Genomic DNA, 17,585 nt, shown 5'->3' with positions numbered 1-17,585 from the left:
ACGACGGCCGTTCGATCCTGAACGGCCACGTTACAATCGCGGACGAGCTGTGATAGGAGCAGCCCCACCACAATCGGAGGAGCTGTCGTGACGGAGATCAGGCGCATCGGCGTGGCCGCGCGATACAGCGATCTCGTGATCCTGGGCGATAGAGCCTACTTTTCCGGTTACGTTCCCGAGGCGAGCGCGGGCGGGTCCGTGGCCGAGCAGACGCAGGATATCCTGACGCAGATCGAGCAGTCGCTGGAGGAGATCGGGAGCGACAAGTCCCGGCTGCTCCAGGCCATGATCTGGCTCTCCGACATCGGCTCCTACGACGCCATGAACGCAGTCTGGGATGCCTGGGTCGTCCCGGGCCACGCCCCGGCCCGCATCTGCGTGGAATCCAGGCTCGCCGATCCGGACTACGCTCTCGAGATCCGCGTGATTGCGGCTCTCTGACAAGAAGAATCCCATGGATATGACGATCAAGGTCTTGGACGCCCCGACGCGGGCAGCGCAGATCATCAGCACGACCGGCGATGGTGTTCGCGCGGCCGTCGCCGGCATCGTCGAGGGGCATAAGGACGATCTCGTCGCGGTGTTCTATGCGACCCTCATCGTGGACCAGGAGGCTTCCCGCTTCCTGTCGCACGACCTCGTGAACGAGCGGCTCAGCCTGTCGCTCAAGCGGTGGCTGAACGACCTTTACGGGAACGGCACGCCCGACATCGAAGCCTTCATCGAGCGCCAGAAGATGATCGGGGACGTGCACGCGCGCATGCGCATCCCGATCCACCTCGTCATGCAGGCGGCCAACATCCTCAAGGTCGGCATCTTCCGGCGCCTGAAGGACACGACACTCCCGCGCGCGGATCTCTGGGCCGCCGTGGTCTACACGAACAGCCTGATGGATCTGGCGATCGAGATCATGAGCCAGGCCTTCGTCAACGGGACGGCGAGCCGGGTCGAGACCGACGAGGCCTATCGCCTCTTCTCCCTCGGCCAGGACATCAGCCTGGACAAGGAGACCCAGCGCGCGGCGCTTCTGGAATGGAGCCAGAGCGTGCTCTTCGCCATCTGCGCCGCCGAACGCGAGGTCCTGCTGTCGCCGATCTCCGCGTCCGATTTCGGCCTCTGGCTCCACCACAGGGCCAGCGTTCTCTTTCAGGGATCGGCCGGCCTCGCTCGCATCGAGGGCTCGATGCGGCTGATCGACGGGGAATTGCTGCCGCAACTCCGGGAGGCTCGCGCCGCCGACCCGGCGCGCCTGACGACGCTTCTGGAGCGCTTTCAGGCGATCATCTCCGAGATGAAGTTCCTCCTGTCGGACATGTTCCAGGCGGCGGCCGCCATGGAAAATGGCCGCGACCCGCTGACGAAGACCCTGAACCGGCGCTTCCTGCCCTCGATCCTCGGACGCGAAATCGCCATCGCCAACGAGAGCGACAAGCCGTTCTCGCTTCTCATGATCGACGTCGATCACTTCAAGCAGATCAACGACAGCTGGGGCCACCCTGCCGGCGATGCCGTCCTCAGCCAGGTGGCCGAGGTGATCCTGGACGCCTGCCGGCTGAGTGATTTCGTCTTCCGTTACGGCGGAGAGGAATTCCTCGTCGCCCTGGTCGAAACCGACGGCAAGGCCGCCTATCGGGCCGCGGAAAGGATCCGGAAGGCAGTCGAAGGGCGCACCTTCCTGGCTCCCGACAACAGCCCCCTGCCGGTCACGGCGTCGATCGGAATCGCAACCTTCGACGGCCATCCCGACTTCAACCGGCTCATCCAAGCCGCGGATCAGGCGCTCTATCGCGCCAAGAAGCTCGGCCGGAACCGCTCTGCGAGTGCGGAGGCTCCCGTCCTGGACAAAGCCGGATAGTCCCCCTGCACGCCGGGCCGGGCCGTGCGGCTCAGCCCGTCTGGGATGGAGACTTGCCGAGAACCTTGAGGCGCCTCTTCTCGTAGTGCTTCGCGAGGCGCAGGTGCCGCGATATGGCGTAGTTCATGGCCGTGAGGAAGCCGTAGGTGCCCCGTAGGGCATGGCGGCGGCCGATATAGGCCTTGATGAAGGCGGCGGGCAGCTCGAAGAAGACCCGCCAGGTCGGGATGGACACGCCCCTGATCTCGAGATCCACCGCCTGCTGGTCCGAGTAGCGGTTGAGCTTGGCGAGCTGGTCGCCGAGCGACCGCACCGACCAGTGGTGGATGACGCCTTTCAGCTTCCCGACCTTCGTGCCGGGTTCCAGATCGACCCGGTCATGGACGAGGGAGGGCGAATAGCGGCCGTGATCGAGGCGATAGAGCCGCACCGGGGTCAGCGTGTAGGCCAGGGGATGGGGCGCGGCCTCGCCCGGGAAGATCTCCGCGATGCCGATCCGGTAGGCCTGGCAGGGGGGCTCCCCTTTGGCGAAGAGTGCCCGGATCTCGGCGAGCAGCTTCGGCGGCACCACCTCGTCGGCGTCGAGGTTCAGCAGCCAGGGATACCGGCACTGCTCCTCGGCAAAGCGCTTCTGGGGCCCATAGCCGGGCCACGGATTGAAGATGACGCGCGCCCCCAGCTCCTCGGCGACGGCCTGGGTGCCGTCCGTGGAGCCGGAATCGACCACGATCAGGTCGTCGGTCAGGTCGCGGACCGCACGGATCGTCTCGCCGATGCGATCGGCCTCGTTCTTGGCGATGATGAAGACGGAAACTGGAAGCATGACACAAAAGCCGTATTGCGGGCTGCCTAGCCGTCAATGGCGGCGCTGACAAGGGTCAGCGGTCCGCCAAGGCGCGAACCAGCCCTTCGGCCTGGAGGGCCTGCCTCACCTTGGGGCGCTCGGCGATGCGCTTCATGTAGCCCGCGAGATGGGGGTGATCCGCCATGTCGATCTTATGGAACGACGTCCAGTTCAGGATGGCGAAGCCGTAGGCGTCCGCGACCGTGAAGCGTTCGCCCACAAGGTAGGCGCGCTGCTCGAGGTGCCGGTCCACGAATCCGAACCGCCTCTTCAGGTGGTCGACCGCCATCCGCCGAGCGTCATCGGAACTCAACGGGTTCCAGAGCGGCGCAAAGCCCTTGTGGAGCTCCATGCCGATGAAGCCGAGCCATTCCTGCACTCTATAGCGATCCAGGGTGCCTGCCTGCGGGATGAGGCCGGCCTGGGGTGCCTGGTCGGCGAGGAACTGGACCACGACTAGGACCTCCGTCAGCACCTGGCCGTCATCGAGGGCCAGCGCCGGCACGTATCCCTTCGGATTGATCTTGATGTAGTTGCGCCCCGACGCGGTCGTGCGGTTCTTCAGGTCGACCTTGTCGTATTCGAGGGTCAGACCAGCCTCGCAGGCGACGATCCGCGAGGCAAGCGAGGACGAGCCGGGTGTGTAGTAAAGTTTCACGGACCGCCTTCCCCTGCGACCTGCCCCAGATGTCATGGAGGAAAAGCAATGTAATATGATCCCAATAAAACAGCAACGCTTGATTGCAGATGATCGGGCTATGAAATTGCAATCCTGCAAAGGCTCAGAGGAGCTGCTTTTCGACCTTCGAGGACTTCGCACCCCCGTCGCGGCCCACATGGCTTCGCACGCGCACCTCAGCCAGGAGCGGGAAATGATCGGAGGCGACACGGGTCAAGGGCGTCCGGACCGGTGCGGCCGTCACGACCTCGACGGATTTCGTGACGAACACATGATCGAGCCGCAGGACCGGGGCGCGGGTATGGAAGGTCGGCTGGGGCTCGCCGAGTGGATTCGACAACTGTGCATCCCGCAGATGGTCCGCTAGGAGCCGATACGAGCGGGAATAGGGCGGCGCATTGAAATCGCCGAGCAGAATGGCCGGATCGGCGCAGTCCGGGTGGCCGAGCCAGTCCGAACCGAGCAGGGCCGCCGCCTGAGTCCTGCGCTCCCCCGACCGCAGCGACAGGTGCGCGTTCACCACCTGCACCTCCTGCCCCTCCACGTCCGCGCTGACCCAGAGGGCGCAGCGCTTTTCGAAGGCAGGTTTGGCCGAGAGAGTGGGCAGGCGCCCCGACTTCACGAGCTTCGATGGGTGGCGCGACAGGACCGCGATCCCATACTGCTCGCCGAGGATCCTGATCGTCGGCTGGAAATGCAGATCCATCCCGAGATGCCTTGCCACACTGGCCGCCTGATCGGAGGCTCCCGTGTGAACCCTTCCGACGCGAACCTCCTGCAGGGCGACGATGTCGGGATCGCAGGACGCGATCACCTCCGCGATCCGCGCGGGAGCGATCTTCCGGTCGGTCCCGAGCCACCGGTGAACATTGTAGGTCAGGATTCGGACGACCCGCCCCTGTTTCTCGCTATGCTTCAAAGATCCGTACCGACGTTGATCAAGTTGACTGGTATGCGGCGGCACCCGCCGGCACAAGCGAAATGCCCGCGCCGGCCGCCGACGGGACGATGTGTGATCAATGGACCAGAACCGGCCAAGGTTCCAGCCTGCATGGCTCAGTGCCGGAGTCGCACTTCCCTTGAGTCGGGAAAGTGACGGCATTGCGATCGCACTGAAGGCTCGTGGGCGTCCAAGCGCTCTTTTCTCCTTGCAACCAAACAAATCCACCGGCCGCATCGACACAACCGCTGCCCAACTTTAGATTGAGAAAACAGTTGCCTTGGTCCTCGACCCGATAGGCGGCTCCGCTTGGGCATGATCCTGTGCCGGAAGCGATCTGCATTGCCGCACCTCGTCCCTGAACCTTGAATCGCCCCCTTGACCTTCCCATCATGGGAAGGGTCACAGCATTAGCCAATGATGTCGTGCCAGGAGATTCGTCATGGCTGAAGCCAAGCTTTTGTCGTCGGGCAGCACTCTCGAGATCCCCATCGAGGGCATGACCTGCGCCTCCTGCGTCGTCCGGGTCGAGAAGGCGCTCCGCTCAGTCGAAGGCGTCTCGTCCGCGAACGTCAATCTGGCGACCGGACGCGCGACCGTGGCCTTGGGATCTGCCTCCGTCGATCCGAGGGCGCTCACGGAAGCGGTGCGGACGGTAGGCTACGATCCTGTGGGCTCCCAGGTCGAGCTGGCCGTGGAAGGCATGACGTGCGCCTCCTGCGTCGGACGCGTCGAAAAGGCGCTCAAGCGCGTTCCGGGCGTGCTGGATGCCTCGGTCAATCTCGCGACGGAGCGCGCCTCCGTCCACTTCGTCGGTGGCCCCGACATGATCGGCCGCCTGATCGCGGCGGTCGAGCAGACCGGCTATGAAGCCAGGGAAATCCGCACCGGCGGGGACCAGGCGGATCGCCAGCAGGCCGCCCGGGAGGCCGAGCTTGCGGGCCTGCGCAGATCGCTTCTCCTGGCCGGGCTCCTGACTCTTCCGATCTTTGCGCTTGAGATGGGATCGCATTTCATCCCAGGGGTCCATGACTGGGTCATGAACACCATCGGGCACCGGGAGAGCTGGTACCTTCAATTCGCCCTGACCACCTTGGTGCTTTTCGGCCCCGGTCTGCGCTTCTTCCGGAAAGGCATCCCCGCCCTCCTGCGCCTCGCACCGGACATGGACTCCCTCGTCGTCCTAGGGACGAGCGCGGCTTACGGCTACTCTGTCGTGGCAACCTTCTTCCCCGGGCTTCTGCCGCAGGGAACAGCCAATGTCTATTATGAGGCCGCCGCGGTGATCGTGACGCTGATCCTCCTGGGACGGTTCCTCGAGGCCAAGGCCAAGGGCAGGACCTCCGAGGCCATCAAGCGCCTGCTGGGCCTCCAGCCCAAGACCGCGCGGGTGCTCCGCGACGGACAGGCGGTCGAGATCCCTCTCGACCAGGTTCTGGCGGGCGACGTCGTCCAGGTCCGTCCCGGCGAACGGGTGCCGGTCGACGGAACCGTCATGGAGGGCTCGTCCTTCGTGGACGAGTCCATGATCACGGGCGAGCCCGTTCCCATCCAGAAGGCCGAGGGTGCCGAAGTGGTGGGCGGGACGATCAACAAGACCGGCAGCTTCACGTTCCGGGCGACCCGGATCGGCGCCGACACCGTTCTGGCCCAGATCATCCGCATGGTCGAGCAGGCGCAGGGGTCGAAGCTTCCGATCCAGGCCCTCGTCGACAGAGTGACGGGCTGGTTCGTGCCCGCCGTCATGGCGGCGGCCGCCCTCACCTTCCTGGTCTGGCTCGTTTTCGGGCCCGAACCCGCCTTGAGCCTCGCGCTGGTCAACGCGGTCGCCGTGCTGATCATCGCCTGCCCCTGCGCGATGGGTCTTGCGACCCCGACCTCGATCATGGTCGGCACCGGCCGGGCGGCGGAACTCGGCGTGCTCTTCCGCCAGGGAGACGCGCTGCAGAGCCTGAAGGAGGTCGGCGTCGTCGCCCTCGACAAGACCGGCACCCTCACCAAGGGCCGCCCGGACCTGACGGACTTCGTGACGGCTCCCGGCTTCGCCGAGGACGACATCCTGCGCCTCGTCGCATCGGTGGAAGGGAATTCCGAGCACCCGATCGCCCAGGCCATCGTCGAGGGCGCGAAGCGCCGCGGCCTGTCCCTTGCAAGGCCCGAAGGCTTCGAGGCGCTCCCAGGCTTCGGAGTCTCGGCCATGATCGACGGACGCAAGGTCGATGTGGGCGCGGACCGCTTCATGACACAGCTCGGTCATGCCGTTACCGAATTCGCCGACACGGCGAACCGCCTCGGCAGCGAGGGCAAGAGCCCGCTCTATGCGGCGGTGGACGGCCGCCTCGCGGCCATCATCGCGGTCGCCGACCCGATCAAGCCCTCGACTCCGGAGGCGATCGCCGCCCTGCACGCCCTGGGCTTGCGGGTCGCGATGATCACCGGCGACAACCGGCGTACGGCCATGGCCATCGCGCGCCAGATCGACATCGACGAAGTCGAGGCCGAGATCCTGCCCGACGGCAAGGTCGACGCGGTGAAGCGCCTGCGGCAAGGCGGTGGCAAGGTCGCGTTCGTGGGCGACGGGATCAACGACGCTCCCGCGCTAGCTGAGGCCGACATCGGCATCGCCATCGGAACGGGAACCGACATCGCCATCGAGAGCGCCGACATGGTGCTGATGTCCGGAGACGTGCGGGGCGTCGTGAACGCCATCGCGCTGTCGAAGGCCACGATCCGCAACATCCGGCAGAACCTGTTCTGGGCCTTTGCCTACAACGTGTTGCTGATTCCGGTCGCTGCCGGCATCCTTTACCCGATCAACGGAACGCTTCTGTCGCCGATCCTCGCGGCGAGCGCCATGGCTCTGTCCAGTGTATTCGTCGTCGGGAACGCGCTTCGGCTGCGGCGCGTCGAGGCGCCGATCAAGGCATCGGCAGCGGCGGCAGAAACCACACGACCTGCGGAGGGGCTGGCATGAACATCGGACAGGCAGCCGAGGCGTCCGGCGTCTCGGCAAAGATGATCCGCTACTACGAGTCGATCGGACTGATCCCGAAGACCGTTCGAACGGAAGCCGGCTACCGAGTCTATTCGGACAAGGATGTGCATACCCTGCGCTTCATCCGCCGTGCGCGAGACCTCGGCTTCTCCGTGGAGCAGATCGCCGATCTGGTCTCCCTATGGCGGGATCGCGCCCGGGCGAGCAAGGACGTGAAGCGCGTGGCGCTGGAGCATGTCGAGACACTGGAGCGCAAGATCGCCGAGCTTCAGGAGATGGCCGGCACCCTGAAGCATCTCGCAAGGCACTGCCACGGCGACGGGCGGCCTGACTGTCCGATCATCGAGACCCTCGCGAACCCGGAGGAAATCGACACGCCCGGCCGAACGGCGTCGAGGTTCGGCCCCCTCGCCAAGCCCGCAGCTAGAACCTGAGGCCTGGGCCTCAGGCGGCCATATCGACCTCGCGCCCGCGGCCGATGTCGCGCATCCATTGCGTGAACCGCGGGTCGCGGCCGATCTGGCGGCCGTAGTGGCGCCGCAGGGCCTCTGTCAGGCGCCCGTTGCGGGACAGGAGTTCGTCCGCGAACTGGATCATCCGGGAGTTGGGCCAGGCCTGGGGGCGAATCTCCGCCAGGCGCTCCATCAGTCGGTCCTCAGTCTCCTCCGGATGGGTTTGAGCCAGCAGGGTCACCATGGCGGCCGTAGAGCGGGAAATGCCCATGTGGCAATGGACGAGCAGGTGGCCTTCGGCCCTGCCCTGCTGGCTCTCCGCCAGCTTTTCACCGAATGCCAGCACAGCCTGCACGTGATCGGGCTCCGGCAGGATCATGCCGGGACGCGCCTCGATGATGTCGTGGAAGCGCAGCACGGTCCGGTGCGCGGCCTCGTAGGCCTCGAACGCCTCCGGATCGGGGTGATCGGGATCGAGGATCGACAGCACATGCGTCGCCGACCGCGGGCCCTCGTCGGGCAGCTCGGAAATCCCGCAGATCGTCAGCATCGAGATGGACAAGGGCTTCATTGGAAAATCGGTCCGTTCACAAAGAGATGAGCAGCATTCTCTGCTCGGTAGCGTTAGCCTGCTTGTAAAGCAATTTTCTGACAGCGAGAGCGCAAGCGGACGACGAAAGTGAAGCGTCACAAGCCTGTGACCGGGAAGCCACAGGCGGAACCTTGCCACATTTCGGCCATTGACGATCCAACATACGGCCACGGCCTAGCTTTCAGACCGGCCTTAGTCGTCCCACCCAATCTTCGTCCGAAGATTCAAGCCAAAACAGAAACTGCGAGTTCCTCCTGATGTCCCTGACTGCCCTGGCCCCGAGCTTCTCCCTCCTGCGCAAAGCGATCCGACTGGGTGCGGTGGTCGCCGCAATGGCGGTGGCCGGCTGCGTCTCCACCTCCCAGGCTCCGCAGCAGAGCGCCGCCCCGACCCTCGATCCCATGTATGCGGCGATGTACGGGGCAAGGCCTGACGAGTCCCACCCGCTTCCGGCGCTCGATCTGGAAGGGGTCGACACGCGATATCTGCGGCGGGAGGTGGCCTATACCGGCCGCGAGGAGCCCGGCACGATCGTCGTCGACACCGATGCGCGCTACCTCTACCTGGTACGCGAGAACGGTCGAGCCATCCGCTACGGGATCGGCGTCGGGAACGAGGGCATGGCCTGGAGCGGCCGGGCCCGGGTCGGCCGCAAGGCCAACTGGCCCCGTTGGACCCCGACGCCCGACATGATCCGCCGCGAGCCCGAGCGGAACGCGCGCTGGGCCGGCGGCATGGCCGGCGGCCTCGAGAACCCGCTCGGCGCCCGGGCACTCTATCTGTACGACAACGGCCGCGACACGCTCTACCGCATCCACGGCACCTCCGAACCCTGGTCGATCGGCCAGGCCGTCTCCTCGGGCTGCATCCGGATGTTCAACCATGACATCATCGACCTCTACAACCGTGTGCCCGTCGGCTCGCCGGTGGTCGTCCTGAACGGGCGCAGCCCGATGCAGGAGGAGTTCCGCGTCTCTTCCTATTGACGATCTTCCTCGGCCTTCGCGCGGCGTCCGGCCAGGCCGCCGTGCGAAGATGCTTTTCTGAGCCCGCCGGCGATCTAATTAACATGTCGGACGACAGGGGGGCTCATGAGCGACTGGCATCTACCGGCACTGACGGCGACGATCCGCATCATCGAGGTGGGCGGCATCGCCGTCATCGTCCTCGGCATCGTCGGCTCGACCATCGCCGTCCTGTGGCAGATCGCGAGCGGGCGGGCGCCGGGGGATGCCTTTTCCGTCTACCGGTCGAATATCGGCCGCGCGATCCTGCTCGGCCTCGAGCTTCTCGTGGCGGCGGACATCATCAACACGGTCGCGATCGAGCCGTCGCTGCAGAGCATCGTGGTTCTCGCCGGCATCGTCCTGATCCGGACTTTCCTGAGCTTCTCTCTCGAGGTCGAGATCGAGGGGCGCTGGCCGTGGGACAGGCACAAGAAGGAGGCCCGACAGGAGGCGTCCATGTGAGCGGCACCGGCTCGTTTACCTAAACCTCATCGATAGTCCCAGACGGGACTTGGCGGGACGGCTTGCAACCATACACTATGGTCACCGCAGTCCTCGGAGATCGACCGTGAACGCTATCGTCAAATGTCAGGGCTGCCGAAGCAGCGAGCCGCTGCCCTTCGAGTTCACGATGGCGTTTCACCCGATCGTCGACGTGGAGCGGATGTCGGTCTGGGGCTACGAGGCCCTCGTCCGCGGAACGCAGGGACAATCGGCTTTCGCCATCCTCGACCAGGTCGACGAATCCAACCGGTACAAGTTCGACCAGAACTGCCGGGTGAAGGCCATCACGCTCGCGGGGCAGCTCTTCCGCCCGGACGAGGACACCCGGCTCTCGATCAACTTCATGCCGAACGCAGTCTATGAGCCATCGGCCTGCATCAGGACCTCCCTCGAAACCGCACGGCGCGTCGGCTTCAATCCGCGCCGCATCATGTTCGAGTTCACCGAAAACGAGCGGATGGTGGATACCGGCCATGTCGGGCGGATCATCGCGGAGTACAAGCGTCTCGGCTTCGTCACCGCCATCGACGATTTCGGCGCCGGCCATGCCGGCCTCAACCTTCTCGCGAGCTTCCAGCCCGACATCATCAAGATCGACATGGAGATCATCCGCGGCATCGCCGACTCGGCCGCGCGGCAGGCGATCGTTGCAGGCATCATGCACATGGCGCAGACCCTCGACATCACCGTCATCGCGGAAGGCATCGAGACCGAAGCGGAACTCGCGACACTCCGGGGTGCAGGAATCCGTCTGTTCCAGGGCTATCTCTTTGCCCTCCCCGCCATCGAGCATCTTCCTGCCGTTTCTCTGGGAGCCACCCCTCTCCAATGAGCGACGAGGAACGGGATTCGCACGAAAGCCTGCCTTCGATTGGCCTTCGGTGTTGACCTAACCCGGCGCTCCTTCTAGGAAGCTTTGCCCGGCCCAGCCGCCGCCGCCCTTCCGCGTCCGTCGGCTCCTCATCCCTGCTCCCGTCCGCACCGCTGCCGCTCGACGCGGCTGGCGTTTTCCCGCGTCGATGCCAGACCAGCGCATGTCGACAGGAGAGCAGGCTCCCCAATCCCGTCGATGCGCCACAGGAGCCACGATCTTCCGGCTCCGGCGCATCCGCCTTTTTGCGATGATCCATCATGACGACGTTTGAAACAGGTCTCTTCCTGAACAGAATTCCCTATGCCAAAGCCGGATCGGGCGCGAACCCGATCGTCGTGCTCAACGGCGGCCAGGCCTTCGTGAGGCGCCCCAGCCCCGATCGGACCCGCCGCGACGTCAAGCGAATCGCACGCCTCATGCCGGCGGAAAGGCCGGTTTACGTCGTCGGATACGACCCTGCGCCGCCTGCCGATTACAGCATCGATGCCATCGTGCAGGATTGCGCCGAGATTCTCCGGACCGAGATAGGCCCGGCTGCGGTCGTGGGCATTTCCTACGGAGGCTTCGTCGCCGCGCGTCTCGCGGCCGAGCGTCCTGATGTCGTGCGCGAGCTGATCCTGCTGGTGAGCGCCCACCGCTTCTCTCCGGAGGGCCGCCGTAGCATCGTGCGGCAGATCGAATGTGCCCGGACAGGCGACTTCGCCGGCCTGCTCGCCGAGTTCGGCATGATCTTCCGACGCCCCTGGTTCAACTGGCTGCTGCGCCTGCGCCTCTGGATGGAGCGCAACCGGATGGCCGAGAAGATGAACGACCCTATGGTCATCGTTCGTGGCTTGAGCGCCGTCGCGGCTGAAGATTTCGGGGCCGATCCGGCATGGCTCCGGCGCATCGGCGCCCGAACCCTGATCGTCGGGGGAGCACGCGATGTGTTCTTCGACAGGGAGGCTCTCGAGGAAGCCGCCGGACTGATCCCTGCGGCCCGGCTCGAACTGCTCGCGGATGAGACGCACATGCTGCCGGTGGAGCGTTCACGCGACGTCGCTCGGGCGATCTCGGCCTTTCTCGCGGGCCGCTGAACCGTCACCTGCCCGCAGATTGAGGACGCAGCGTCGATTTTCGCTGCGTCCGCGTTATCTTTGCGATCGATCTGTCCGAGTCACGAGTGAGGGTACCCGAACATGTCCGAAGACCAGAAGGCCCCGGCGATGGTCATTCCGCCGACGGAGGCCGCCATCGTCACCGCAAGCAACATGACCGAGCTGGAGCTGGTGCTGCCGGATCTCGGCGACGAGGATCTGCCCGAAATTGCGATCTTCCTGGTTGCCTGCGCGATGCGCTTCCATAGCGATCCCAACTTCGTGCAGGAGCAGCTGGAATGGCTCGTCAGGATGCACGACACCGAAGTCGATGAAGGCCTGAAGCCGAACGAGCTCAACTCCTCGAACGACGGCTGATCTCCGCTGCGCGGATGCGGCGCCTAATCCAGGAACGTCACCTCCGCGCCCTTCTTGACCATCTTTGCGAGTTCCTCGACGTCCCAGTTCGTCAGCCTGACGCAGCCCTGGGAATAGGTTTTGCCGACCTTCGTGGGCTCCGGCGTGCCGTGGATGCCGAAGGATTCGATCGACAAGTCGATCCAGACCGAACCGACAGGGTTGTTCGGGCCGGGCTTCACCACGAACTTCTCCTTCGCGTCGACACCTTTGAACTTGTATTCGGGATTGTAGGTGTAGGTCGGATTTTTGGCGATTCCCTTGACCTTGTAGGTGCCGCTGGGAGCAGGCTTCTCCTCGCTGCCGATGGAGGCCGGATAGACCGCGATCAGAGACCCGTCCTGAGCCAGAGCCCGCAGGACATGCTCGCTCTTCACGACCTCAATCTTGGCCACCTTCTCAGGCTCCCCGCTCGTTTCCACGTCCACATTGGCGACCACAATCGACGTGCCGGCCTTGTCGAAGCTCTTGTCGGGATTGAGCGCCTTCAGGAGGTCTTCGTCCATGTGGAATTTTTCCGCGAGAAGCTCCTCGGCGCTGGTATAGCCGAGGCGATCCAGCTTCGCCTGTTCCTCCAGCTTGTGCGGGATCTTCTCCGTGAACGGCCCCTTTACGTCATCCTCAGTGATCTTGTATTCGATGAGCACGGGATCGGACGAAGTCTCGTTGAGCTTCGCCCAAAGCTCCTCGTCCAGCTTTCCATCGACCTTCAGGTCGCGAGCCTTCTCGAAGGCCTTGATCGCGTTCTGAACGTTCTCGCCGTCGTGCCCGTCGATAGCTCCAGGTGAGAAGCGGGCGCGATCGAGCAGAACCTGCGCCTTCAGAATGGCCGGCCTGACGCCTTTCTCCTCCTTCGCCTTCAGATCAGCTCCATTCACCGCCTCGGGTGTGAGGGACTGCGCATGGACGGGCCCTGCCAACCCGAGCAATACACCTATGCCGAGAAACGCCACTGCCGCCTTCATCCTGTACTCCTGTCAGATCGACCGAACTGACAAGGACCGAAGGCGCCACTCTGTTCCGCAGGCGTCACTGGCAGATGCGGTAATCGTTCTTGCGGGCGCGCATGTCGAGATGGAGATGATCGCCGTGGTCTGAATCCGAGCCTGGGCCCAGCACGGTGTTGAACACCGGACAGGCGCCCTTGCGGACCGCATCCTGGAAGGCAGCCTCGGGTGAGCCCTCCGCATGGGTTCCGATCGTCAACGGCCCCTTCTTGTCGAACTCGAGCCCCATGACGTCGACCGCGTTACCGAAGGCATGTTCGCTCAGCTTTCCGCCGGAGCGCTGGTCACGGCACTGGTATGAGGTTCCGATGAGAAGTTTCTTCGGCTTGGTCTGGAGGTGACGTTCCGCCTCGACCGCCACCACCTCGCGCGCCCATCGGACGAGGCCTTCCGCCAGCGGGCATGTCATGAGGGATGCGGGCGAAACCTCGAATCCGTCCGGCAGGGAGGACACGAGAACCGTGTCCTGGACAGCGCAGGCATTGTCCTGGATCGGAGGACGGGTCTCGAAGCGGACGCCCAGCCGGGTCAGGCGCTCCGGACAAGTCTCCTCCGGCTTCGCCTGGGCCTCGCTCCCGGCGGGCTTGTCCTTCGAGGGCTCGGCCGCAGACGGCGCCGCCCTGTCCGGTCGCGGCGGCGGGAGCGGGGGAACGACGTCCTCCGCGGCCTGTGCAGCCGCGAGTGCAAGGCTGAGCAGCCCTCCGACGACAAAGGGGGCCGGGTTCCGGCGCATGGGCATATCGACTCCGCCCTCTCGGGATTGTGGAGGGCTCCATGCCGGATCAACTCCGGCTGAAGCGTCACCGTTCCCGACGCCCCACCCGTTCGGGGTTGGGATTGCGGATTGGCGCACTGGCCATTCCGGCCGCACGACGTTAGCATCGAGCGAATTCATCTTGGAAGGACAGACGATGCTTCGCGCGCTCTCCCTCGCCATCCTGATGGTTGCAGCCGGCCCAGGTGTCGCCGCCGACGCACCCGATGCCACCGTGATCGCCCAGCAACAGCAGCAGACGCCCCCTCAGGCCGCCCCGAGACGGGATTGCGAGAAGCGCCAGGAGGGCATCAGCTGAGGATTCCTTTCCTCGGCTCTCCTCACGTCGATGTGCCGATGAGATCCCTGCCGGTCGAAGCGTGGCGCATCACTTCCGCTTGAGCCGTCGCACGTTCGCCCGGACGTGGCGGCGATAGCCCCTCACGACCTTATGGGCCGAGCCGCCCGTCGCGATCGTTGCCGCCGCCTCGGCAAAGGCGCTGACCTTCTCCGTCACCATCAGCATCGTCTCTGCCGGGGTACCCCGGCCCATAGCGATCTGCGTCATTCGAGCCCAGATCACGGCTTGCGATTCCATCGCGAGAAGGGACGTGTCGGAGGCCAATTTCATCCACGGCAAAATCATCGAAGGTCCTTTTATGCGCGGTACTCGGATCGACAACCACGACCGTTACGGAAAGGATCCGTCACGCCTCGTCGCATCAGACCACGGCATATTCACGTCGTGGACTGGTGCGGACCTTGCTTATGGCGAGCAGGGTCACCCGGCCTTGACGGCGACGCCGCGAGCAGACCGGTTGCCCGAAGTGCAAGTCGACGCAGTCAATTACATATTGTTGCGAATGTCCACCGGGATTTTGGAGATCGCGACACCTGCTCCGTCAGGTCAGATGGCCTCGTGCCGCGACCGGCAATTCGCCGACGATCTCTCCGCTTCTGACGGTGACTAGCCGGTCGACCATGTTAACCACGACGCAGACGTGATTGGGGATGATGCGCACCACGTCGCCGATATTCGGCCGATCATTGCAGGCGGAGAGGTCGAGGAACCCGTGCTCCTCCGCGAAGCGCGCAATTCTGGCCTGGGGATGCTCGAGAATCAGGCCGTAGCCGTCGAGCCCGCCGCCGGTATCGCTCGTCAGGGTTTTCGAGCCTGAATCCAGAATGCCGCGATCCGCCTCGGCCCTGCTGACCACGGTCGCATAGACCGTCAGGGCGCAGTCATCCAGGCTTGCCACGCCCGCTGCCAGCATCATGCGGTCATTGAACACGGAGGTCCCGGCCCGATGCTCGGTGACCCCATCGATCTTCCCGAGATTGACCAAGTTTGGGGTTCCGCCCGTCGACACGATGCGCGGCTCAAGTCCTGCCTCACGGACGCCCGCTCTTGCAGCATCCAGGAAGGCCTGCGTTTCCGCGGCCGATTTCTCAGGCGGATAGAACATGAAGCCTGCGAACGACAGCCCGGGGCGTTCCGCGATGTCTTTGGCGAGGGCGATGGCCTCCGCAACGGTCGCGACGCCGGCACGTTTGCGCCCCGTATCGCATTCCACAAGGACTTCGAGATCCCTGCCCGCGATCTTTGCCGCACGGGGAAGTCCCTGGACGACGACTGGATTGTCGGCGGCAACCGCGACATCGACGCGAGACAGCAAAGCCCCGAGCCGGTCGATCTTTTGCTCGCCGAGGAGATTGTAGGCGATCAGGATGTCGTCGTGGCCCGCGTCCGCCATAACCTCGGCTTCGCCGAGCTTCTGGCAGGTGATCCCACGGGCTCCCGCCTTTCGCTGCATCGCCGCGATGACAGGGCTCTTATGCGTCTTGATATGCGGGCGGTTCGCGATGCCGGCGGCATCGCAGAGCGCCTGCACCCGCGCGATGTTGCGCTCGACAACGTCCAGGTCAACGACGACGGCCGGCGTGCCGAACCGGCGCGCAACCTCGGCCTTCAGAGTTTCGATCGACATGCTGCTCCCTTGGTGGGCTCGAGGCTGGCCCCCGCCTACATTACCGCGCCAACCTGCCAAGGCACAAACTCGAGGTCGCCGTAGCCGAGATCCTCCGATTTGGTGTGCTCGCCGGAGGCGACGCGCAGGATCGTGTCAAAGATCTCCTGCCCCTTCTGCTCCAGGGAAACGCCGTCGAGAATGTCGCCGCAATTGATGTCCATGTCGTCGATCATGCGGCGGTAAATGTCGGAATTGGTCGCGAGCTTGAGAGACGGCACGGGCTTGGCTCCGAAGGCGGAGCCCCGGCCCGTGGTGAAGGCGATGAGGTTCGCGCCACCCGCCACCTGCCCGGTGGCCGCGACCGGATCGTAGCCGGGCGTGTCCATATAGACGAAGCCATGCTCGCGCACGGGTTCCGCGTACTCGTAGACGGCCCGCAGCGTTGACCGGCCTCCCTTCGCGGCAGCGCCGAGCGACTTCTCGAGGATGGTCGTGAGGCCGCCGGCCTTGTTGCCGGGGGATGGGTTGTTGTTCATCTCGCCGCCATTGCGGGCGGTGTAGTCCTCCCACCAGCGGATGCGTGAAACGAGCTTTTCGCCGATCTCGCGGGTCGCAGCCCGGCGGGTGAGCAGGTGCTCGGCACCATAGATCTCCGGCGTCTCCGACAGAATCGAGGTGCCGCCGTTGCCCACCAGAATGTCGGACGCGACACCGAGGGCCGGATTGGCCGTGAGCGCCGAATATCCGTCGGAGCCGCCGCATTGGAGCGCAAGCACGAGCTCGGAGGCTGGCCGCGTCTCGCGCCGGGCCGCCGCCGCGATCGGAAGCATGCCACGCACAGCGTCGACGATCGCCTCCACGGTCTTCCGGGTGCCGCCGGTTTCCTGGATCGTCAGGGTCCGGAACGTGTTGGTCTCGACCAAACCGTATTCCTGCTTCATGCGGCCGATCTGGAAGACCTCGCAGCCGAGGCCGACCATCACGATGCCGGCGAAGTTGGGATGGCTCGCATAGCCCCACTGTGTTCGCCGCAGGATGTCGAACCCCTCGCCATAGGCCGCATGGCCGCAGCCCGTTCCGTGGACGATCGCCACGACGCCGTCGATGCCCGGATGGTCGCGCAGGAGCCCGGAGCGCTCCACCTCGGCCGCCGCGAAACGCGCTACGGAAGCGGAGCAGTTCACCGAGGTCAGGATGCCGATGTAGTTCCGGGTCCCGGTCCTCCCGGAAGCCCGGCGATAGCCCTGGAACGTGGCGCGCATCTCGGGCGGCAGCAGCCCGTCGTCATGGGCATCGACACAGAAAGAGTAGTCACGCTCGAAATCGTGCAATCCGACATTGTGCTCGTGCACCCATTCGCCGGGCGCGATGTGCTGCTTCGCGAAGCCGATGATCTGGCCGAACTTGCGGATCGGCTCTCCCTCGCGGATCGGCTGTGCCGCCATCTTGTGGCCGCGGAGGATGCGCTCCCGGGCGGTGAGGCCGGACACCGTATCTCCCTGGTTCACAAGATCGATGGCCACGACGATGTTGTCGTCGGCGGAGAGGCGGATGGTACGCGGGGATGTCATGGTGTCTCACATCTGTCTGTATCGTTCGAACCATGCCGGATCTCGTCC

19 protein-coding genes are annotated in these 17,585 nt (G+C 64.9%); 10 read left to right on the top strand and 9 right to left on the bottom strand.

Annotated elements, in window-relative coordinates; all coding sequences use genetic code 11:
* Nucleotides 1-87: 87 nt before the first annotated feature.
* Both DES45_RS15235 and DES45_RS15230 read left to right on the top strand, forming a co-directional pair.
* Nucleotides 88-441: a RidA family protein gene (locus DES45_RS15235; protein ID WP_114770855.1), complete on the top strand. Its 354-nt coding sequence runs from the start codon at nt 88-90 to the stop codon at nt 439-441.
* 13 nt (nt 442-454) lie between these two features.
* Entirely contained in the window at nt 455-1,855 is a 1,401-nt protein-coding gene (locus DES45_RS15230) for a diguanylate cyclase (RefSeq protein ID WP_114770854.1), read from the top strand.
* Between the two features lie 31 nt (nt 1,856-1,886).
* Here DES45_RS15230 and DES45_RS15225 read toward each other — a convergent pair whose 3' ends face one another.
* The 3 genes from DES45_RS15225 to DES45_RS15215 all read right to left on the bottom strand — a co-directional run bounded on the left by DES45_RS15225 (nt 1,887) and on the right by DES45_RS15215 (nt 4,297).
* Nucleotides 1,887-2,678, bottom strand: a complete 792-nt coding sequence (locus DES45_RS15225; RefSeq protein WP_114770853.1) for a glycosyltransferase family 2 protein — start codon at nt 2,676-2,678, stop codon at nt 1,887-1,889.
* Nucleotides 2,679-2,733: 55 nt separating this feature from the next.
* Nucleotides 2,734-3,357 carry a glutathione transferase GstA gene (gene gstA, locus DES45_RS15220; RefSeq protein ID WP_173946847.1) on the bottom strand — a complete coding sequence of 208 codons (624 nt, stop codon included), beginning with the start codon at nt 3,355-3,357 and terminating at the stop codon, nt 2,734-2,736.
* A 124-nt stretch (nt 3,358-3,481) separates the two neighbouring features.
* On the bottom strand, nt 3,482-4,297 hold the full coding sequence (locus tag DES45_RS15215) for an endonuclease/exonuclease/phosphatase family protein (protein ID WP_114770851.1): 816 nt from the start codon (nt 4,295-4,297) through the stop codon (nt 3,482-3,484).
* Nucleotides 4,298-4,760: 463 nt separating this feature from the next.
* On the opposite strand from DES45_RS15215, the gene DES45_RS15210 reads away from it, so the two are divergent.
* Together DES45_RS15210 and cueR are read left to right on the top strand one after the other, a co-directional pair.
* On the top strand, nt 4,761-7,292 hold the full coding sequence (locus DES45_RS15210) for a heavy metal translocating P-type ATPase (RefSeq protein WP_114770850.1): 2,532 nt from the start codon (nt 4,761-4,763) through the stop codon (nt 7,290-7,292).
* Nucleotides 7,289-7,747, top strand: coding sequence for a Cu(I)-responsive transcriptional regulator (gene cueR / locus DES45_RS15205; RefSeq protein ID WP_114770849.1), 459 nt, complete (start codon nt 7,289-7,291; stop codon nt 7,745-7,747). Before DES45_RS15210 ends, cueR begins: the two co-directional genes overlap by 4 nt.
* 10 nt (nt 7,748-7,757) lie before the next feature.
* Here cueR and DES45_RS15200 read toward each other — a convergent pair whose 3' ends face one another.
* Nucleotides 7,758-8,336, bottom strand: a complete 579-nt coding sequence (locus DES45_RS15200) for a tyrosine phosphatase family protein (RefSeq protein ID WP_114770848.1) — start codon at nt 8,334-8,336, stop codon at nt 7,758-7,760.
* Nucleotides 8,337-8,614: 278 nt separating this feature from the next.
* On the opposite strand from DES45_RS15200, the gene DES45_RS15195 reads away from it, so the two are divergent.
* The 5 genes from DES45_RS15195 to DES45_RS15175 all read left to right on the top strand — a co-directional run bounded on the left by DES45_RS15195 (nt 8,615) and on the right by DES45_RS15175 (nt 12,196).
* A complete protein-coding gene (locus DES45_RS15195; protein ID WP_114770847.1) occupies nt 8,615-9,343 on the top strand; it encodes a L,D-transpeptidase in 729 nt (242 codons plus the stop codon).
* 105 nt (nt 9,344-9,448) lie between these two features.
* A complete protein-coding gene (locus tag DES45_RS15190) occupies nt 9,449-9,826 on the top strand; it encodes a DUF1622 domain-containing protein (RefSeq protein ID WP_114770846.1) in 378 nt (125 codons plus the stop codon).
* A 169-nt stretch (nt 9,827-9,995) separates the two neighbouring features.
* A complete protein-coding gene (locus tag DES45_RS15185) occupies nt 9,996-10,700 on the top strand; it encodes an EAL domain-containing protein (RefSeq protein WP_114770933.1) in 705 nt (234 codons plus the stop codon).
* A gap of 299 nt (nt 10,701-10,999) precedes the next feature.
* A complete protein-coding gene (locus tag DES45_RS15180) occupies nt 11,000-11,818 on the top strand; it encodes an alpha/beta fold hydrolase (RefSeq protein WP_114770845.1) in 819 nt (272 codons plus the stop codon).
* A 102-nt stretch (nt 11,819-11,920) separates the two neighbouring features.
* Nucleotides 11,921-12,196 carry a hypothetical protein gene (locus DES45_RS15175; protein ID WP_114770844.1) on the top strand — a complete coding sequence of 92 codons (276 nt, stop codon included), beginning with the start codon at nt 11,921-11,923 and terminating at the stop codon, nt 12,194-12,196.
* Between the two features lie 23 nt (nt 12,197-12,219).
* Here DES45_RS15175 and DES45_RS15170 read toward each other — a convergent pair whose 3' ends face one another.
* Together DES45_RS15170 and DES45_RS15165 are read right to left on the bottom strand one after the other, a co-directional pair.
* Nucleotides 12,220-13,200: a L,D-transpeptidase family protein gene (locus tag DES45_RS15170; protein ID WP_114770843.1), complete on the bottom strand. Its 981-nt coding sequence runs from the start codon at nt 13,198-13,200 to the stop codon at nt 12,220-12,222.
* 64 nt (nt 13,201-13,264) lie between these two features.
* On the bottom strand, nt 13,265-13,981 hold the full coding sequence (locus tag DES45_RS15165; RefSeq protein ID WP_245571733.1) for an extensin-like domain-containing protein: 717 nt from the start codon (nt 13,979-13,981) through the stop codon (nt 13,265-13,267).
* Between the two features lie 172 nt (nt 13,982-14,153).
* On the opposite strand from DES45_RS15165, the gene DES45_RS25190 reads away from it, so the two are divergent.
* Entirely contained in the window at nt 14,154-14,315 is a 162-nt protein-coding gene (locus tag DES45_RS25190) for a hypothetical protein (protein WP_170151520.1), read from the top strand.
* Nucleotides 14,316-14,384: 69 nt separating this feature from the next.
* Here DES45_RS25190 and DES45_RS15160 read toward each other — a convergent pair whose 3' ends face one another.
* The 3 genes from DES45_RS15160 to DES45_RS15150 all read right to left on the bottom strand — a co-directional run bounded on the left by DES45_RS15160 (nt 14,385) and on the right by DES45_RS15150 (nt 17,537).
* On the bottom strand, nt 14,385-14,627 hold the full coding sequence (locus DES45_RS15160) for a hypothetical protein (RefSeq protein WP_342633531.1): 243 nt from the start codon (nt 14,625-14,627) through the stop codon (nt 14,385-14,387).
* A gap of 271 nt (nt 14,628-14,898) precedes the next feature.
* Entirely contained in the window at nt 14,899-15,984 is a 1,086-nt protein-coding gene (locus DES45_RS15155; RefSeq protein WP_114770841.1) for a D-TA family PLP-dependent enzyme, read from the bottom strand.
* Between the two features lie 35 nt (nt 15,985-16,019).
* Nucleotides 16,020-17,537, bottom strand: a complete 1,518-nt coding sequence (locus DES45_RS15150) for a UxaA family hydrolase (RefSeq protein ID WP_114770840.1) — start codon at nt 17,535-17,537, stop codon at nt 16,020-16,022.
* Nucleotides 17,538-17,585 lie beyond the last annotated feature (48 nt).

It is taken from the genome of Microvirga subterranea (genome assembly GCF_003350535.1).
In the GTDB taxonomy this organism is placed as follows: Bacteria; Pseudomonadota; Alphaproteobacteria; order Rhizobiales; family Beijerinckiaceae; genus Microvirga; species Microvirga subterranea.
This window is presented reverse-complemented; position numbering and strand designations above follow the sequence as displayed.